General features: G+C 56.9%; 19 protein-coding genes. All 19 read right to left on the bottom strand.

Annotation, left to right across the window (positions count from 1 at the left end; all coding sequences use genetic code 11):
• Position 1: 1 nt before the first annotated feature.
• Positions 2-2,248 (bottom strand): HD family phosphohydrolase, encoded by a 2,247-nt coding sequence (locus tag IDH45_RS07110; protein WP_317891162.1) that lies wholly within the window; start codon positions 2,246-2,248, stop codon positions 2-4.
• A gap of 42 nt (positions 2,249-2,290) precedes the next feature.
• Complete coding sequence (locus IDH45_RS07105) at positions 2,291-3,262, bottom strand: PhoH family protein (protein ID WP_190926036.1); 972 nt, start codon at positions 3,260-3,262, stop codon at positions 2,291-2,293.
• Between the two features lie 66 nt (positions 3,263-3,328).
• Positions 3,329-4,513: a sporulation protein YqfD gene (yqfD, locus tag IDH45_RS07100; protein ID WP_190926034.1), complete on the bottom strand. Its 1,185-nt coding sequence runs from the start codon at positions 4,511-4,513 to the stop codon at positions 3,329-3,331.
• Between the two features lie 49 nt (positions 4,514-4,562).
• Positions 4,563-4,841: a sporulation protein YqfC gene (yqfC, locus tag IDH45_RS07095; RefSeq protein WP_190926032.1), complete on the bottom strand. Its 279-nt coding sequence runs from the start codon at positions 4,839-4,841 to the stop codon at positions 4,563-4,565.
• A 287-nt stretch (positions 4,842-5,128) separates the two neighbouring features.
• Positions 5,129-6,325, bottom strand: a complete 1,197-nt coding sequence (locus IDH45_RS07090) for a PQQ-dependent sugar dehydrogenase (protein WP_190926030.1) — start codon at positions 6,323-6,325, stop codon at positions 5,129-5,131.
• A 19-nt stretch (positions 6,326-6,344) separates the two neighbouring features.
• Positions 6,345-6,821: a hypothetical protein gene (locus tag IDH45_RS07085; RefSeq protein WP_190926028.1), complete on the bottom strand. Its 477-nt coding sequence runs from the start codon at positions 6,819-6,821 to the stop codon at positions 6,345-6,347.
• Complete coding sequence (gene floA, locus IDH45_RS07080; RefSeq protein ID WP_190926026.1) at positions 6,821-7,816, bottom strand: flotillin-like protein FloA; 996 nt, start codon at positions 7,814-7,816, stop codon at positions 6,821-6,823. The genes IDH45_RS07085 and floA overlap by 1 nt, the downstream gene beginning before the upstream one ends.
• A 51-nt stretch (positions 7,817-7,867) precedes the next feature.
• A complete protein-coding gene (locus IDH45_RS07075; protein WP_190926024.1) occupies positions 7,868-9,256 on the bottom strand; it encodes an NfeD family protein in 1,389 nt (462 codons plus the stop codon).
• Between the two features lie 391 nt (positions 9,257-9,647).
• Positions 9,648-10,094 carry a GatB/YqeY domain-containing protein gene (locus IDH45_RS07070; RefSeq protein ID WP_190926022.1) on the bottom strand — a complete coding sequence of 149 codons (447 nt, stop codon included), beginning with the start codon at positions 10,092-10,094 and terminating at the stop codon, positions 9,648-9,650.
• 9 nt (positions 10,095-10,103) lie between these two features.
• Positions 10,104-10,277, bottom strand: a complete 174-nt coding sequence (gene rpsU / locus IDH45_RS07065) for a 30S ribosomal protein S21 (protein WP_010491812.1) — start codon at positions 10,275-10,277, stop codon at positions 10,104-10,106.
• Between the two features lie 119 nt (positions 10,278-10,396).
• Positions 10,397-10,747 (bottom strand): histidine triad nucleotide-binding protein, encoded by a 351-nt coding sequence (locus tag IDH45_RS07060; RefSeq protein WP_190926020.1) that lies wholly within the window; start codon positions 10,745-10,747, stop codon positions 10,397-10,399.
• A gap of 21 nt (positions 10,748-10,768) precedes the next feature.
• Positions 10,769-11,536 (bottom strand): hypothetical protein, encoded by a 768-nt coding sequence (locus IDH45_RS07055; protein WP_190926018.1) that lies wholly within the window; start codon positions 11,534-11,536, stop codon positions 10,769-10,771.
• A gap of 156 nt (positions 11,537-11,692) precedes the next feature.
• Positions 11,693-12,577 carry a cation diffusion facilitator family transporter gene (locus IDH45_RS07050; protein ID WP_190926016.1) on the bottom strand — a complete coding sequence of 295 codons (885 nt, stop codon included), beginning with the start codon at positions 12,575-12,577 and terminating at the stop codon, positions 11,693-11,695.
• Between the two features lie 175 nt (positions 12,578-12,752).
• Positions 12,753-14,300 (bottom strand): L-glutamate gamma-semialdehyde dehydrogenase, encoded by a 1,548-nt coding sequence (gene pruA / locus IDH45_RS07045; RefSeq protein WP_190926015.1) that lies wholly within the window; start codon positions 14,298-14,300, stop codon positions 12,753-12,755.
• Between the two features lie 25 nt (positions 14,301-14,325).
• Positions 14,326-15,246: a proline dehydrogenase family protein gene (locus IDH45_RS07040; RefSeq protein ID WP_190926013.1), complete on the bottom strand. Its 921-nt coding sequence runs from the start codon at positions 15,244-15,246 to the stop codon at positions 14,326-14,328.
• A gap of 192 nt (positions 15,247-15,438) precedes the next feature.
• Positions 15,439-16,545, bottom strand: coding sequence for a M24 family metallopeptidase (locus IDH45_RS07035; RefSeq protein ID WP_190926011.1), 1,107 nt, complete (start codon positions 16,543-16,545; stop codon positions 15,439-15,441).
• Positions 16,546-16,732: 187 nt separating this feature from the next.
• A complete protein-coding gene (locus IDH45_RS07030) occupies positions 16,733-17,032 on the bottom strand; it encodes a hypothetical protein (RefSeq protein ID WP_190926009.1) in 300 nt (99 codons plus the stop codon).
• A 76-nt stretch (positions 17,033-17,108) separates the two neighbouring features.
• The gene (locus tag IDH45_RS07025; protein WP_190926007.1) at positions 17,109-17,930 is read right to left on the bottom strand and encodes an alkaline phosphatase family protein; all 822 of its coding nucleotides are present in this window, start codon (positions 17,928-17,930) and stop codon (positions 17,109-17,111) included.
• A 30-nt stretch (positions 17,931-17,960) separates the two neighbouring features.
• A complete protein-coding gene (locus IDH45_RS07020) occupies positions 17,961-18,839 on the bottom strand; it encodes an SMR family transporter (protein WP_190926005.1) in 879 nt (292 codons plus the stop codon).
• Between the last annotated feature and the right edge of the window lie 339 nt (positions 18,840-19,178).

Genomic DNA, 19,178 nt, shown 5'->3' with positions numbered 1-19,178 from the left:
CTTACGCTTGTTTCGCTTCCTTGGCATCCGTGCTTGCCGCCGGGGTGTCCGCCGGATATTCGATCCGGGAGTGGAAGATGCCCAGCAGCGTTTCGTTCAACGTCTTCGCGATCGTCTCCAAATCTTTGAGCGTCAAGTCGCACTCGTTGAATTGGCCGTCGTCCAGACGTTCCTTTATAATTTTACGCACCATCGTATCGATCTGTTCGATCGAAGGATTGCGCAACGACCGTACGGCCGCTTCCACGCCGTCGGCGATGCCGATGATCGCCGCTTCCTTCGACTGCGCCTTCGGACCCGGGTAGCGGTATTCCTCCTCAGGAATCGGCTCTTCGCCCTCCTGCTGCAGCTTCTTGGCCTTGAAGTAAAAAAACTTCAGCAGCGTCGTTCCGTGATGCTGCTCGGCAATATCGCGGATCGGCTTCGGCATATTATGCTCCTTCAGCATCTCGACTCCGTCGCGGGCGTGAGCGACGATGATCGATTTGCTCAAGGAAGGCTCGATAGAATCGTGAGGGTTTTCAATGTTCGTCTGGTTTTCGATAAAATAGCTGGGTCTTTTCGTTTTGCCTATATCATGGTAATACGAGCCTACCCGGCAAAGCAAACCGTTCGCTCCGACCGACTCGGCCGCCGCCTCCGACAGATTGCCGACCATTACGCTGTGGTGGTACGTGCCCGGCGTCTCCGTCAGCAGCTTGCGCAGCAGCGGATGATTCGGATTCGACAGCTCGACGAGCTTGAGCGGCGACAAGATGCCGAACGCCACCTCGAAGAACGGCATCAGTCCGATGACAAGCACCGCCGTCAGCAGCCCGGACGAAACGGAGAAAGCAAAGGCCAGTATAATCTCGGTGCGCGAATAAATATTGTCGAGAAAAATAAGAGCCACGATCGTGATCGATCCGAACAGCGACACCATAATGCCTGCCTTGAGTATCGACGCCCGCTGGTGCGCCCGCTGGATCGCAAAAATCGAAGTCAGACATACGACCAGCGCCGGCAACCCGTACCGGAAATCGAACAGCGATACGCTCCCCTGGTTGTATATAATGCTCGCCAGGATAGCGAAAATGACCGATGAAATCAAAGCGATCGGCATCCCGATCAAAATCGTGATCAGCATGGCGCCCAAAGCGACCGGCGCCAAATAACCGATATTCGAATATTCGAGGTTTTGCCCGAGCGCGACAATCTTCATCCCGGCTACGTTCAAGACATAAATAAGGACGAGCATCAGCAACTGGACGTTGCCTGTCCGGATCGGCTGTTCGCTTTGACGGATAAACATGAACAAGGACAGCACGAGCAGCCCGCTCAGCACAATCAGCCCCAGCTGCGGCAAATAGCTGACCTTTTCCTTAAGCAGATCCATCGCTTTTAGCCGTTCGTACGTTTCCTCCGTCACCAGCTCGCCTTTGTGAATCAGCACGTCGCCCTTGTTGATGTAGACCGGCTTCGTATTTTCCCGCGCCTTCGCCCGCTCCTCTTCGGTCCCCTTCTGGTTGGCGAATTTGTTCGGAGTGATGACGAATCTGGCGATTTCCTGAACCATCTCGCGGGTCGTATTTTTGGTAAGCGTAGACGTGTTGACCAGTTCCGCGACCCGTGCGCGCGCCGTCTGCGCGTTGAGCAGCTGGTCGCTCATCAGTCTGCCGACTACGTCGATCGCTACCGGCTCCATCGCGTCTAGATCTTCCTTGGACAACCTCGGCAGCTTGAAGTACACTTCCTCGGGAATCCGGTACTGCTGGTCGCGCAGCGCGGCCTTCACTTCGTTCAGCAAAGGTTCGTTGGCCGGGTCGCTGGACTTGATCGAGCCGTACAGCATCTCGGCATGGTCGTTGTACATCGTCGGAAACACCGAACGGAACACATTGACCTTGTCTGCCGCCGCCAACTGATCGTCGGCGTTGATTTGCCGCAGCTTGGCGATGATCGCCTCGACCAGCTGTTCGTTTTTCATCGACAAAATGGAATAGACGGGCTGCACCCGTCTTGCTGCTTCTTCCTTGACCTTTTCGGTTTCGATTGCGTTCTGGTACTGTTCCGTGGCGTAGATCGTCTTCTCGCTGACTGCTCCAAGCTGGACATTAAACGTCTGCGGGATCACTCTCGAATCAACCGCTATGTAAAACAACAATCCCAGCAATACGAACAGCAGAAGACGGATCCCGAAGCTGGTCTTCCAGCCGCCCGGCCGGATCGATGGTTGTCCGTCGTTGGAATTCCGCTGGTTTTGAACCACTCTCGTTCAGTCCTTTCTTTATGGTCAGGACTAAAATCAGGGTCAGCCCTTTATGTTCATATCTTCCTGCTGATACGCGACGATAATTTTCTGTACGAGCGAATGGCGGACTACGTCCTGGTCGGCGAAATAGACGATTCCGATCTCCTCGATCGACTTCAGGATGCGTTCCGCCTCGACAAGGCCGGAATTTTTGCCTCTCGGCAAATCGATCTGCGTCTTGTCGCCGGTGATCACCATTTTGGAACCGAATCCGAGGCGGGTCAAAAACATCTTCATCTGCTCCGGCGTCGTGTTCTGCGCCTCATCCAAAATGATGAACGAATCGTCCAGAGTTCTCCCGCGCATATAGGCGAGCGGCGCGATCTCGATCAGCCCGCGCTCCAGCGACTTGGCCACCTGCTCGGGTCCGAGCACGTCGTTAAGTGCATCATACAACGGTCGCAAATAGGGGTCAACCTTTTCCTGGAGGTCTCCGGGCAAAAAGCCGAGGCTCTCTCCCGCTTCCACTGCCGGGCGGGTCAGCACGATACGCTTGACCTGAGCTTCCTTCAGCGCGACGACGGCGAGCACGACGGCCAAATACGTCTTGCCCGTACCCGCAGGTCCGATGCCGAACACGATGTCCCGCTTGCGGATCGTCGAGACGTAGTGGCGCTGGCCGATCGTCTTGACCCGGATCGGCTTGCCGCGGTAGGTCGAGGCGATTTCCCCTTTGAACAGATCGAGCAACTGATCGGCCTTCAACTCTTTGGCGAGCTCGATTGCGTACAGAATGTCCCTCTCGGTAAGCGGATAATTGTTGCGGATTAATTGAAGCAGCACGTCGAACAGCTGCTCCAGCCATTTCAGTTCGGCAGATGATCCCTGGATAACGAGCTCCGCTTCGCGGGTATTGATTTTCGCGTCCGTTTCACGTTCGATCAGTTGGATGAACTTGTCCTGCGGTCCCAGCAATGCAAGCCCTTCCGCCGCATTTTTGAGTGTGATTTTCAAATGTGTCGCTTGGTTCAAAAAAGCCTCAGTCCCTTTGTCGTCGTAGTCGAATGCGGGTTCCTCTGCGCCGCTGCCGCCGGCCGGTCATGGAACGATCGGCTGCTCGACGGCGATCGGCTGTTCGATCTCGAAAAGCACTTTCATATAAACTTTACCATTGTCCGACTTTTCATGCAAAATAATCTTTTCGCTCTTGTATACGGCGCCTTCTCCCGCCGCCGATACAACCTCGGTCCGGGCCCGCTCGAGCGCGATCGCTTTCGCCTCCTCGGGCTCCAGTTGGACTTCCTCGATATGCGATTCCCGCAGCGTCTCCTTCAGCCAGCCGAACGGCAGCTTCCAATTCCGCCATTGGACCGTCCGATGGTCCGGGATCGATTCGAACTGAGCGAACGGCAGATCGCCGTAACCGCTCACCTGCAGCGCCCTGCTGCCGATCACCAGATAGGAGCGCGTCTTCGTCTCCCCGGTATATACTTTGCGGGTCAGAACAAGCGGGATGTCCACGGTCGCCTCGGTCCAGACGATCCCCCGAACCGTTCCCTGGGCGACTACGGTTTGCTGATTGGACTCGTCGCCGATAATGCCCGAGATCAGAATATCGCCTTTGTTTACGTTGGTGTTGGGCTTCACTAACGGCTTTCCTTTTTCGGCCAATATTTGAGTGACCAGCGCGTTTTTGGACGCGACGAGATGGCGCGGACTCATCAGCTCGCGCGGATCGGGACGCGACGATTCCACCACCTTGATCCGAATATGCGTCCCCTGCATCTCCACGCCTACCCAAGCGGTGCCGGGCAGCCGGTTTTGCAGCCTGTGGGACAGCATGTCCGGGTCTTCGAGCCGGAACTTCCATTGAAACCGGTATATGCCGTGCTCTTTCGCCGCCTGGACGATCTCAGCCCTGCTCAGCTTCTCGTTGCCTTCCACCTCCACTTGCCAGACTAGCATGGACAGCGTGTAGATCGCCAGGAAAAAGCAGACAATGCCGACCAGAAACATTTTTCGCCGTCCGAGCTTGTCCAGCACGAAAGGAAACCCGTACCGGCCTTTCACGTGCAGCTTCATGCCCGATTCCTTCAAAATCGGGCGAAGCCTGAAAAAATCGCGGATGACGATATACAGCTCCGCCGTCTCCTGATCCGTGTAACGGATATCCCAGATAACGAACCGGCTGTCGATCAGCGTATTCAGCACTTTCTCCATCCGGGGACCCCGCAGCTCGACACACACATATCCCCGCATCCGGTTGAATAACGTAGTTTTCACGTTCTGCTCCTCCTTCACAACGGCTTGTACACGATACGCCCGCAAGGGGCTATTCCGAATACCGGATATCGGTGATGACCCCTTCGATGAACACTTCTTCCGGTAAGATCGCTCTGATCACCAGCTGCTTGCCGCGTATTTCCAGTTGACCCTGGGTCAAGCCAAGCTTAAGCACTTCGCTGGAAAAATGGAGAACGCCGCGATGGTTCTCGATATACAGCTGTCGGTTGCCGATCATCGTGAATCGGGGAATATCCAGCACGACGTCCTGAGGGAGGTCGAGCAGTTTGGCTGTTAGTTTGCTCAGTCGCCGGTTCCATGGCAGCATGTCGTGCGGTCCTCCTTGCCTTATAACCGTAGCTTCTACCACCATATGCGGGAAAAGGGCAAAAAAGACCGTTAGACGGCCCCTGCCGTCACTTTGCCGCAATTAAAAAAAGCCCTTTTCTATGTCCTTGATCGCTGAATTAGGCGGATTCCCCGCCCATGGCAGATCAAACGCAAAGAAAAGCGCTTTTCGTTCGACGGTGTTATGACCCACGGATGGCCGCGAATCCCAAAAGCCTCACCGCGACAGTATCATCACGGTGAGACTCCATGAGCCTAAACGCCGAATCATTTCGGCTTGAAGCGTATAATCCGGTCGTCGCCGGCAGCCGGCGTTCCGCGTCCGTCCCGGTTGTTGGTCAGCAGGTACAGCGACCCGTCCGGTCCTTCGGTCACGTTCCGGATTCTCCCGAACTGCCCCTTCCACAGCGACTCTTGCCCGGTGACGCGAACCGGGTCCGCGCCTTCGAGCGTCAGCTTCAGCACTTGCTCGCCCCGCAGCCCGGCGACCAGCAACTGGCCCTTCCACGGTCCGTTGGCAACAAAGGTCATTCCGGACGGGGCCCAGGTCACGGACGCCCCAGAATGGAGCAGAGGCGTTCTCAGGACGGTTCCTGCCGGCAGCGGCTGCTTCGCCTCCTTCACATCTCCCTCGATCAGCGGCCAGCCGTAGTTGGCGCCCTTCTCGATGATATTGATCTCGTCCTTGGACGTCTGACCGTGCTCCGAGCTGAACAGCCGCCCGCTCCCCGGCTGCCACGCCAGTCCTTGCGGATTGCGATGGCCATAGCTGTACATCGGCGATTTCGGATCGGGATTGTCCGCCGGAATCGTGCCGTCGGAGCGGATGCGGAGAATTTTGCCGGCCAGACTGCCCGGAGTCTGCGACAACTCCCGCTCCTGGGCGTCTCCGGTCGTCACGTACAGCAGCCCGTCCGGTCCGAAGCGGATTCGCCCGCCGTCATGGTTGCGCTGTCCGGGAATGTCGGCGAGCAGGACACGGTCGAGCTTCGCCTTGTTCCCTTCCAGCACGAGACGGAGCACCCGGTTTTTGATTCCGTTCATCTCGTAAGAATGGTAGGTGTACATGTAACCGTTTGCCGCAAAGTCCGGGTCCAGCGTCAGGCCGAGCAGACCGCTTTCGCCTGTGCTGACGAACGGCGGCCCGCTAAAGGCGAATACCGGTTCTGGAAGAAGCTTGCCGTCCGTGATAACCCGTATCGTCCCCGGCCGCTCGGTGAAGAACATCCGGCCGTCCGGGGCAAAAGCGAGATCCCACGGCACATTCAGTTTGTCTGCGACGATTTCCGGCTCTCCGTAAGGAACTGCCTCCGCAGCGCCCCGGTGACCGGAGCCGTCCTGTCCGGCTTGAACCGGATTCGCCGCATCACGGCTCGTCCCGGCCTCTTCCCGCTGACAGCCAGTGAAAAAAAGCAGCACCGCAACCGCCGCGATGCTGCTCCGAATCCATCCGTATCGTTTCATTTTTATTTGTTTCCTCCCTTTAGCGGTTTTTCGCGCCGAAAGGTTTCTTGGCACGCGGAGGTCCTAAAATTTCCGCCCACATCATGCCGCGCATCGCCTCACTTGGGGACAGCTCCGGCTCTTCCTCCTCACCGGGAGCGGCGAACGGTCCCCGTCCCGTTCCAGATCGTGGAGAATCTCCCATTCCGGACGCTGCGGCGGAGAGCGGGGCGGTCAAGTCAGCTCGTCTGTCGGTCCGCTCCGCCGGACGAGTCTGCGTGCGCTCCTCCGAACCGGATGCTTCCGGCTGCGTGGAGGACGGCTCCGGCCAACGGCGGTCCGTGTGGCTCGGTTCTCCTCCGAACGAAGGCATCATCGGATTGGACTTGGGCCGTCTGCGGCCGTTTTGCCCGTTCCCACCTTCTTTTCGGAGCTTGGCCAGAAACGTCAGCGCAACACCTGCGACGAAGATCACCAGTCCCAAATTGCCCGATATGAACTCCAGCAGCCGTTCCATCACATGTGATCCTTATCGCTTTTGTCCGGCTGCCCCATCTTGCCGAACGAAGATCGCATCTGCGTATCCGACTCGATATTGCGCAAGTTCATATAGTCCATCACACCCATCTTGCCTTCCCGGAGTGCTTCGGACATCGCCAGCGGCACCTGCGACTCGGATTCGACCACGCGGGCGCGCATCTCCACGACGCGGGCTTTCATCTCCTGCTCCTGGGCGACGGCCATAGCGCGGCGCTCCTCGGCTTTCGCCTGGGCGATCCGCTTATCTGCTTCCGCCTGCTCGGTCTGTAGGTGCGCGCCGATATTTTTGCCGATATCCACATCCGCAATATCGATCGACAAAATTTGGAATGCCGTGCCGGCGTCGAGCCCTTTGCCGAGAACGGTACGGGAGATCATGTCCGGGTTTTCCAGCACCTGCTTGTGTGTATCGCTCGAACCGACGGACGTAACGATGCCTTCGCCGATCCGCGCGATAACCGTTTCTTCGCCGGCGCCGCCCACAAGCCGGTCGATGTCGGCACGCACCGTTACCCGCGCCCGTACTTTGACCTCGATTCCGTCCTTCGCTACCGCAGATACCATCGGCGTCTCGATTACTTTCGGGTTAACGCTCATCTGTACCGCCAGCAGCACATCCCGACCGGCCAGATCGATCGCGGCCGCCCTCTCGAACGACAGCGGAATTTGCGCCCGCTGGGCGGCGATCAGCGCGTTAACAACGCGGTCTACGTTACCTCCGGCCAAGTAGTGGCTTTCCAACTGGTTGTTCGAAATCGGCAATCCCGCCTTATGTGCCTTGATCAGCGGGTTGACGATCCGGCTCGGGATGACCCGGCGGAGACGCATCGCCACCAAAGTGAAAATCCCGATGCGAACGCCAGACGCCAGGGCCGAAATCCACAGCATAACCGGGAAAAAGCTGAAAAAAACCGACAGTACGATAATCGATAGGGCAACGATAAGTAAAATGAAAATGTAAGACGGCTCCATGTATCGAACTACCTCCCTGATAAATATTGGACGTGCCTGATTACCACGCAGCTACATTTGCTGGACGGTTACGACGCCGCCTTCGACCTTGACTACCTTGACCGGACGATTCACTTCGATAAACTCGCCTGCTGTCACGACGTCGACTCTCTCATTAAAAAATTCCGCCGTACCGGCCGGGCGAAGCGGGGTCAGCGACGTACCGACCGCCCCGAACAGATGGTCTTTCGAGGTGTGCGAGACGTAGCCCTGCTCCGTCTTCATCTCGTCGCGCAAAATGAACTTGTTCCATATGCCGTACCGCTTGAATAGTTTCACCACGATGAAAATCACGATCGCGGAGAGCGCGGAGGCGATGCCAAGAGACAGCAGCGCATTGCCGGTATCGAAAGCCGCCAGCACGACACCGCTGATGATCGATAGGATGCCCAATATACCGAGAATGCCGAAGCTGGGAACAACGATTTCGATAAGAAGCAGCAAGACGCCCGCGATGAACAGCACGATATCCTCCCCTCCCGCAAATCCGGCCACGTAGTGACCGAAAAAATAAAGCCCGAATCCGCTGATGCCGAGTATCCCCGGAATGCCGAAACCCGGAATCAGCAGCTCGATCACAACACCGGCGATTCCGACGATCAGCAGCGCGGTCATCACGACGGGATGAACGAGAATCCGCGCCAGCTTCTCGGCGAAGCTCGGCTCGAACATGATGACGGTAGCGCCCGTCAGCCCTTTACTAGCAATCGCTTCCTCCACCGACGATACGATTTGATCCGCATACCCGACTTTGAGCGCTTCGTCCGCGGTCAGCGATACGATCTCGCCCTTGCCGACCGTCCTGCCGATTTGCGGCATTTCGGTGATCCCGTTTTTGTCGACCATACCTTCGGCGATTTCCGGATTGCGCCCTCTCAGCTCGGCCGCCGCCCGCATCTCGCTGGACCAGTGCGATACGATCTTGGCGCTCTCGATCTCGTTGCCTCCAAGATCGACGACGGCGGCCGAGCCGATCGTGCTGCCGGGACTCATCAGGATGCTACCGGCGTTCAAGGCGATGTAGCTGCCGGCGGATACCGCACGGCCGTGTACGAACGCGGTAGTCGGAACCGGGCTTTCCCGGATCAGCAGGCCGATTTGCTCAGCAGAATCGAGGCGTCCTCCAAGCGTGTCGATATCGAGCACGATCAGCTCGGCGCGAGCCTCCCTGGCATCCTTGAACGCCCGCTCCAGAAAGCTGTACAAACCGCTTTCAACCGTCTGCTGGACGGGAACGACATACACGAGCTTCCCCGGCGACACTCCGTCCGATTGAGCCGCCTGAGCGGTCTTGCTGGCGAGTTGCACCCCTACCCCAAGCATCACCGCACCGACCAGAACGACGGCGAGCAGCACATATGTCAACAGCTTCAACCGAGGTCCATGAACACCATTTCTCATAGCTCCTCCTTCATGACGGACCTAAACCGGGGGGAACCGGAGCGCCGCCATCCATCCTATTTCCTCTTTAAAAAGGTTGTTCAAAATTCCACTTTTGATCACGAAGCAGATCAGGATGCCTGGTCGACATCGAATATGGAATTCAGCCGGAACTTCCGGTGCTCACAAAAGTTCCACTACGCTGCGCTCCTCATTTCCCAGCTTCATCCCATCTTCTCGGTGCTGAAAACCGGACTTTTTGAACTCGCACTTTAAGTATGTTCTACGTAAGCGGAGAAAGAATGTTTCAATAAATGTTCATAATGATCCGGACGATCTTGCACCCAACAAAAAAACACCCCGCATGGAGTGTTGTTTTTGTCGGTAGTACGGTGTCGGAACATCTCGGCCTTCACTGAGAAAGAAGCTGCTGAACGATCTGGTTAACGAGTCGGCCATCGGCACGACCCTTCACCTTAGGCATCAGCGCGCTCATCAATTTGCCTAATTCCGCTTTGGAAGAGACTCCAGTTTCCTGGATCGTCTGCGATACGACCGTTTTAATCTCTTCCTCGGTTAATTGCTCCGGCATATATACGGCAATGACTTCAAGTTCTTTCTTCAAAGTCTCGGCGAGATCGTCCCGGCCCGCCTTTTCGAATTCCTGGAGGGAGTCTTTGCGTTGTTTGATCTCGCGATTCAGAATATCAAGTACTTCGTTGTCGTCCAACGTCTTCTTTTGATCTATCTCAACGTTTTTAATCGCCGATCGAATCATTCGGATGACGGATAGTGAGAACTTGTCCTGATTCTTCATGGCTCGCTTCATATCTTCGTTCAACTGTTCGCTTAAGCTCATGAGATCCTCCTAGAACTTTCTCTTACGAGCAGCCTCCGACTTCTTCTTGCGCTTAACGCTAGGCTTCTCATAGTGTTTGCGCTTTTTGACTTCCGCCAAGACACCGTCTTTCGCAATGGAACGCTTAAAGCGACGAAGTGCAGCATCTATGGTTTCATTTTTGCGAACTCGAGTTTCGGACACTAGTTTTCCCTCCCTCCGAACAGACCGTCCAAGACGAAAACACTGTTTATCAAACTACATTATAATTGAAACGGAAAGGGGGTGTCAACCTACCGCCCTGAACCCCTTCGGCAGCCGCCTCAAGCCTTGACGTTTAAGCCGCCAAGCTGCTCGCCGCCGAGCACGTGCACATGGATATGATACACGAGCTGACCGCTGTCGGGCCCCACATTGTTTACGAGCCGGTACCCCGATTCGGCGATGCCCAGATCGCCCGCTACCTGCTTGGCCGTAAGCAGCAGCTCGCCCAGGACGGCTGCATCCTCCTCCTGCGCTTCGTTCATCGAAGCGATATGCTTCTTGGGGATGACGAGCACATGGGCCGGCGCAAGCGGCTGGATGTCGTGAAAAGCGAGTACGCGGTCGTTCTCGAACACTTTGCGGGACGGGATTTCTCCCTTGACGATTTTACAAAAAATGCAGTCATCCATCTCCAACACTCCATTTTCACGTTAGAATAAACGGATAATCACTTGCGACAAATATTCCATCTCCAGCCGCTCGGTCATAAAATCGACGATCAGCTTCTGCTGGCGCTGCTTGAGCTCTTCGTCGTCAGGCGCTTTCTGGAGTTGCTCCTCGGAGGCGATCAGTTCGTCGCGAAGCCAGACGAGCTCTTCCTGCTGCTCCTGCACCGTCTTCACCAGCTTCTCCAGCTCCTCCGCCTCCAGAACGAGCTCGGTTATATAGTTGTAACATCCGGCGAACGTATTCTCATTTTGGTAAAATTGCTCTTCCGGATATTTGGTGCGGATATATTGCTGCATCCCCAGACCGATAAAGTGCGCGGTTACTTCCGGTTTGCAGTTCATCTTCAAATAACGGAGAAATCCTTGCGGCGAGCTGCCTTCCGGATTGCTCATGTCGGCGTCTGAACCGTACGACTGCTTGTAGATCCAAGCCAGAATTTTAAGCTCGGACCCGGTGTAGATGCGGTGGACGAGCAGCTCGTGCAGATCGTCCTTCAGCCCTTCGATCGATTCGATCGAATCGCAGTAATGGACAAGCTGGTTAAACACCAGATTTTTATAGTTGAGCAGATCATGGAAATCTTTCTCATGTTCGACTCTGGACAGCAGACTATGCAAACTTTGCTTCAAAATGCTTACATTCGATGCCTCGGCAAAAACCGGATTATTCACCATCATCTCGTCGTTCGCCATAAAATAATCAACCACGGCATGAATATCGTGGATGCCGGTATACGTAATCGTCGTCATTAAAGTGGAGACTCCCTCCTGGTAGGTTTCAATTGTCCTCTTCATGATACCAGAAAACGAAGACTCGTGCAGGAAATGTTGCTCGGCGCCGGGCCCGGCACGGCTTTGCCCGCTGTCCGTCCGGCTAACTCCGGCTAACGCGCGGGCAAGAAAGCCTTAAGGGGTTCGTTCCGGAACGTCTCCCGGCTCGATATGGACGTGAACTTCCATAATCTTATGTTTGGCTTTCAGTCTTTTCTCGATATGTTCGCTAATGCCATGGCTCTCGATCACATTCAGATTCGGATCGACCTCGATGATCACGTCCAGCAGCACCCGGCTGCCGTACACGCGGGCGCGAATATCTTTCGTATACGTCACTCCGGGCGTACGGCCGATCGTCGCACGCAGTCCGTCCAGCTTGTCTTCCTCGAAGCCGTCCGTCAGCGCATGGGTGGAAGACTTGAAGATGTCCCACGCCGTCTTGCCGATGACGATGGAAACCGCCACTGCGGCAAGCGGATCGAGCCAGGGGAGGCCGAGCTGCGAGCCGAATATGCCGACCGCCGCTCCGATGCTGACGAAAGCGTCCGATCGGTTGTCGTGGGCCGCCGCATGCAGCGCCTGGCTGTCCAATTTCTCGGCAAGTTTGCGGTTGTACATATAGACGGCGTACATGGCGATCGCAGCGGCGATCGCGATCCAGCCGGCCTTCAGATCCGGTGCGGGCCGTTCGCCGGCGAACAGCGACTGCATCGCCCCCCACAGCACGTTCACCGCTACGCCGGCCATCACGACCGAAGCGATCAGCGCGGCGATCGTTTCCGCTTTGAAATGCCCGTACGGATGGTCGGTATCCGGCGGCTTTTGGGCGATCCTCAGCCCGATCAGGACGGCGACCGATACGAACACGTCGGACATATTGTTCATACCGTCCGCCGTTAACGCTTCCGATGCGAAATAAAATCCTGCGCCCACCTTGAAAACGGACAGCAGGATGTAAGCCGCGATGCTGACCCAGGCTCCTTTTTCCCCTTGCTTCAAATCTGCGTATCCGTCCATGCTTGCTCCCTCCGATTGCCAACCTGCCGAAAAAACATGAACCCATCGTACCAGACGACAATCGAGTGGGTCTAGAGAAACAGTTTTATACGGAAGCCGCTTTGATGAGAGGGGGAAAGAATTTTCCCTCCGGCAAATAGTATTGCCGGAGGGCCACCCTTTAGCCCTATACGGGCTACCACCGTTCGGAGACGACTTTCGCCTGGGTGAACAGCAGCAAATAATCGCGGCCTCCCGCCTTCGAGTCGGTCCCCGACATATGGAAGCCCCCGAACGGATGAACGCCGACGAGCGCTCCCGTGCATTTGCGGTTGAAATACAGGTTGCCGCAGTGCATCCGGTCCCGGGCGTATTCCAGATGCCCCCGGTCGTTCGAGAATACGGCGCCGGTTAATCCGTATTCCGTATTGTTGAATATGTCGACCGCGTGCTCGAACGATTCCGCCTTGCATACGGCAAGCACGGGACCGAATATTTCTTCGTGCATGATGCGCGAGTCCTCTGTGACGTCGGCGAAAACCGTAGGAGCGATATAGTATCCGTCTCCCTCCGCTTTGGCTCCTCCCGCAACGAGCCGCCCTTCCCCTTTGCCGATCTCGATATAGTCCAATATTTTATGATACGCCTTGCTGTCGATGACAGGACCGATGTCCGCATTATGCTCCGGCGGACCGACCCGGAGCGCTTCCGTCTTGGCTATGACCCGCTTCAGCACCTCGTCGTATACGTCCCGGTGCAGGATGGCGCGCGAGCCTGCGGAGCATTTCTGCCCCTGATAGCCGAATGCCGACTGCACGATCGCCGTCGCCGCTTCTTCCGGATCGGCCGAGCTGTCCACGACAACCGCGTCCTTGCCGCCCATCTCCGCGATGAACCGCTTGATCCACAGCTGGCCCGGATGGGTAACGCCCAGCCGCTTATGAATCCGCAAGCCGACATCGCGGGAGCCGGTGAAGGAGACGAACCGCGTAAGCGGATGATCGACCAGATAATCGCCGATCTCCGATCCCGCTCCCGGCACGAAGTTCAGCACTCCGGCAGGCAGACCCGTCTCCGCCATCAGCCCGGCGAATTTGGCCGCGATGACCGGAGAGGTCGAGGCCGGCTTCAGCAGGACGGTATTCCCGGATACAATCGCCGCCGCGGTCATGCCCGCCATAATCGCCAGCGGGAAATTCCAGGGCGAGATGACGACGCCGACCCCTAGCGGGATGTAGGTCAGCCGGTTGTCCTCTCCGGCAACCGGAGTAAGCGGCTGGGGAGCCCCGAGCCGGATTGCTTCGCGCCCGTAAAATTCGAGAAAATCAATCGCCTCGGCAACGTCCGCGTCGGCTTCGCTCCAGTTTTTGCCGACTTCGTACACGAGCCAGGCCGCATACTCGAACTTGCGTCTTCGCATGAGAGCGGCCGCTTTGAATAGATAGCCGGCCCGGACGTCCGGAGCGACGAAGCGCCATGTGTCGAATGCGCGTTTCGCCGCGGCCATCGCCTTACCGGCGGTGGCAACGTCCGCCTGCGCCACGAGACCAATCGTCCGGCTTAACGAGCCCGGGTCGATGGAAGCGGCGACACGTCCCGTGTATACGGGCTCCCCGTCTATGACGAGCGGATAAGTCCGGCCCAATTGGCCCGCCGCGAGACGCAAAGCCTGCCGCATAGCATCGGCATTCGCCGGGAGCGAGAAGTCGGTAAACGGCTCGTTCCGGAATTCATTTCTGTTCATGTATACGAACCTCCTGACCGCGAATTCAAGATTTGAACATCGATTTCAAGACGAAGCTCACATTCGCCGGACGCTCGGCCAGCCGCCGCATGAAATAGCCGTACCAGTCCCGGCCGAACGGGACGTACACGCGCATCTTGTAGCCCAGACCGGCAAGCTCCCGCTGGCGCTGGGGGCGGATGCCGTACAACATTTGAAATTCGAAACCGGAACGGGGCATGCCGCTCTCCTTAGCGAAACGGATGACGGAATCGATGATCCGGTCGTCATGTGTCGCGACAGCGGCATAATGGCCGTTTCGCAACTGTTTCTCGATCAGACGGATGAAGTTCCGGTCCACATCGGACTTATCCGGAAATGCGACCTCGGCAGGCTCTTTGTAAGCGCCTTTCACCAATCGCACATTCGGTGCATAAACGGCTAACCGATCCAAGTCCGCTTCGCTTTTGTACAAGTAGGCTTGAAGAACAAGCCCCACCGCCCCGCCGAATTCGTTATGAAGCGACTGAAACAGCTCGATCGCCGGTTCGTTATGGGCATAATCCTCCATATCGATCCGGACGAAGCTTCCGTACTCCGCCGCCCGGCCGACAATCCGCCTCATATGGCTCCGGCAATCGCCAGCGGAGAAGTCCAATCCGAGCTGGGTCAGCTTAACAGACAAATTGCAGCGTATTCCGGCCTTTTCGATCTCATCCAGCGTATGAAGGCACGCTTCCGCCGCTTCCGCCGCCGCCTCCTTCGTCTCCACGTACTCGCCCAAATGATCGAGCGTCCCTTCAATGCCGGCTTCGTTTAACCCGGTGACGGCCCGGATCGCCTCGGAGACCGTGACTCCGGCGACAAACCGGCTTGCCCCGAGCCGAAGCCCGAACCGTTTAGCCGTGCGGTGGGCCAAACGGTTTCTGGATAAATACAGCAGCGTATTCCTCATCAATCGTTCCATGACGACTGACACCTCCGTGCCGGCGCTTCGCTCTCATGCGAAATCGGCCGCCTGCAATACTATATGCCCACCCTCGGTCGCAGCGTGACTCGGCAATCCCGGACGAACAGAAACAGGAGCCGCCCCGATTCAGGCGACTCCCGCAATTTGCATTCCACAACCGTCCGGGAGGCAATCCTCCCGGGTTATCCATTATACCACGGTTAGCTTTTTGGAAACGGAAGCATTCACCGATTCGCCTCCGTCGTCTGTTACAATTACAATATCTTCGATCCGCACACCGAATTTGCCGGGCAAATAAATGCCGGGTTCTATGCTGAACACCATACCTGCTTCTACCGGCAGCCCGTTCCCCGTCTGCACGCTCGGCTCCTCATGCACGTCAATGCCCAGCCCGTGACCGGTCCGGTGAATAAAATACGGGCCATAGCCGCCTTCCTCAATGACCGCGCGGACCGTACGGTCGATCTCGGACAGCGTCACTCCGGGACGAATCGCCCGCAGACCGGCCAAATGCGCTTCCTTCACGAGCTCGTACACGTCCCTCTGCTCGGCTGAAGGCTCGCCGCCCACGGCAAACGTCCGGGTCATATCGGAGCAGTAGCGGTCCAGCTTCCCTCCGGTGTCCACGATTACGAAGTCGCCTTCGCGCACAACGGCCGTACCCGGTGCGTGGTGCGGATTGGCGCCGTTCGCGCCGGCCGCCACCGTCGGATCGAACGACAGCTCCCGAATCCTTTCGCGGCGCCACAGTTCCTGCAGCTCGTCCAGCAGCTTCTCCTCGCTGCTGCCGACGCGAAGATAAGTCTGGAATGACTCCATCACCCGGTTGGCGACAGCCGCCGATTTGCGGATCAGCTCCAGCTCGCCGCGGTCTTTCACCATCCGGAGCCTGCCGGTCATCTCCGTCCCGCTGCGCCAGTTGACATGAGGCCGGTGGTTCATCAGCCGGAGCAGATGGCCGCTGGGCCAGCTGTCATCGATGCCGACAACGTCCGCATGAGCGATTCCCCTGGCCAGCAGGGCGGGTGCGTCTTCGCCGTCCCTCCAAAACAGCGTCTCCATCCCAAGCGAACCAAACTCGCCCCGGTGCAGATCGGGCGCAATCAGGAATGCGTCTTCCTCACGGCGGACGACCAAAGCGGTAAGCCGTTCATGCGCTTCGATCCAGACGCCGGTAAAATAAAACAGATTAGCGGCGGACGTTACGATCACCGCATCGGCTTGCACTTGCTCCAGCAACTGCCGGAGCTTTCCTATTCTTACGGGATAAGGCGACCCGTTCATCATCGCGATCATCGATCCTTTCTCAGGGAAATGACATTGCCGGCCTGTAACGCTCCGGTATCCCGCTTTGCGGCCCGTACCCTTATCCTTATTCTTCGCATTCGGCGCCCTTTCCTTCCGCAGGACGAACCGGCAAAAAAACAGGGCCGCCTCCGCACGTACGGGAGAAGACCCCTTTTTCTATCTTTTTACGCCTTTTTCAATAGAAAGGAAGCAGCGACAAGGCGAGCAGCGCCGCAAGCGGCAGTACGACTCTGCGGAATCGTCCGCCCGGGTAATACGGATTAAAATAAGGCGGGTAAAACCCTCCCGGCACATACGGAAAATACCCGCGCCGGTCGTTGGCCTCGTCGCCCGGCCTCACCGGAACGGCCATATAAACGTATTCCTCGTCTACAAACTCGATAATTCCGTCCACAGTGCCCCCGTCCGCCACCTGAATGCGCACATACCGGTGCATATGCTCCCGGCATAACGCCTGTGCTTCATGCTTATGCATCACCCAGCACCTCCATACCAACCATGATATTCACCCATGGCCGGATGGTTCCGTTCAAGCGGCGGCTAAGCTTCGCTTAAGCTGTGCCGGAAAACAATCCTTCCGGAAGCTTCGCTTCCCATTGGGACGGTGCTTCAAGACCAAGCGCATGAACGATAACAGCAGCCGTATCGGTAATCGTCAAGCTGACCGGGACCGCAGATCCCGCACGGATGCCCGGCCCCGCGCATGCCCAAAATATCGTTTGGTCCAGCGGATGGCTGCTTCCATGACTGTCCGGACGCTCTCCCCCGCCGCCGTGATCGGACAGCACGATGAACAGCGTCTCTTCCGTCCATCCCCGGGCCGCCACCGCCTCGATCACCTTGCCGGTCCGGCCGTCGGTTTCGGCGATGGTCCGCATTTGTCCGGCCGTGCCGTATCCGTCCTTGTGACCGGCTATATCCGGAGCGTCGAATTGGATGAACATCAGGTCCAGGCCGGAACATTCGCGGATATGCCCGGCTGCCGCTTCGGCAAGTTCCTCGTCAGCCTGACTGACGAACCGGACGCCGGCCGACTGTTCAATAATTCCGTTATTGATCGGCTTCCAGCATACATAAGAAGCCAGCTCGCCAGCCGGTCTCGCTTCCCTCACCGCTCGGAATACGGACGGATAAGGGGACTGCTCCGGATACGCGCGGCTTGCCGCGATTCCGTTGTCGAGTCCGTGCTTGAGAGGGCTGACTCCGTGCAGCATGGAACCCCAGCATTGCGCGCTAATGGTCGGTATAACCGCTTTCGCCTCGTAAGTATAAGCCCCTCTTGCGATCAGCCGGTCCAAGTGCGGCGTCCTCGCTTCGCGGACAAAATTGCCCGCACCGTCCCATCCGATAACGATCACTCTTTTGGCGAACATGATCCATCTCCTCCCATCATCTGATCCGACTTACGAACCGCCCCACAGCCCGACGGACACTACGCCGGCCGTTATCACGACAGACATGGCGATACGTCTGCTTCCCTGCTGCTCCTTCAAAATAAATATGCCGAGTATCGTCCCGAACACGGTTCCCATCTCCCGGATCGGAGCGAGATGCGATAGTGGAGCGAGCTTCACGGCCAGCAAAAACAGCAAGTACGAGCCCGGAGACAAAAAGGTGCCGGCAATAATTCTCCAGCGATTCGCCTTCCACTCCGTCCGCAGCCTGCCTTTGCGCAAAGCAAGCGGCGTCATAAGCCCGATATAAGCGATATTGCACAATTCGATTAGCGCGAGCGGGGATATGTATTCCAGCACCACTTTATCGGTGGACACATATCCGGTGATGCACAACCCGACCGACGCCGCAGGCCATAGATGCCTCAGCCTGGTAACCGACAAGGAACCGCCTCCGATCGCAAACAGCCCGAACACGATACAGCCGATCCCGAGCCATCCGGCCTGCGTCAACGATTCGCCGAATATCGTCACTCCGGCAACCGGGACGAGCAGCGCTCCGATTCCGCGCATGAGCGGGTATACCTGGGACATATCCCCCTTGGAGTAAGCGAGCGGGAGCAGGAGAAAGTACCCGCACTGAAACAGCATGGACAGCCCCATAAAAGCGTATCCACGAAGCGGGATATGGGCTTCGCTTAGCTCCACGATGAAAAAAGGCAGCAGCAGCACAAACGACCCAATATGAATCGCCCACAAAAAAGCGCTTTTGTTAATACTCGATTTCGTAAATAAGTTCCAGACGGCATGCGTAAATCCCGAGGCGAGCACCAATCCGAGCGCAATGGAAATCTCCGTCCCCTCCCATCCCCATGTTGTCGATCCCATCATAACGCCGTGAAATGAATATCGTCAATAGGAAACGCAATTAAATGCAACAAATCAAATCTAATAACACGTTAATATACTGCAAATTAGCACAACATTACAACAACAACAACAACAACAATAACAACAACAACAACATCACAACAGCCCATCAACACGACAGCATCAACAACAGCAGTCCAGTTGCTCCATTAAGCTCCCCATACATCCGAACCACCTGCTTACGGCTCCGGCCGCGATCGCGTCTACAACGTCCGAAACTTATTATTACTAAAGGTCTAATTTCCCTCCAAAAAAACCGTCCATATCGTGACAAAAAACAAAAGCTGCAAAATGTCG

This window comes from Paenibacillus oceani (assembly GCF_014705615.1).
GTDB lineage: Bacteria > Bacillota > Bacilli > Paenibacillales > NBRC-103111 > Paenibacillus_AB > Paenibacillus_AB oceani.
This window is presented reverse-complemented; position numbering and strand designations above follow the sequence as displayed.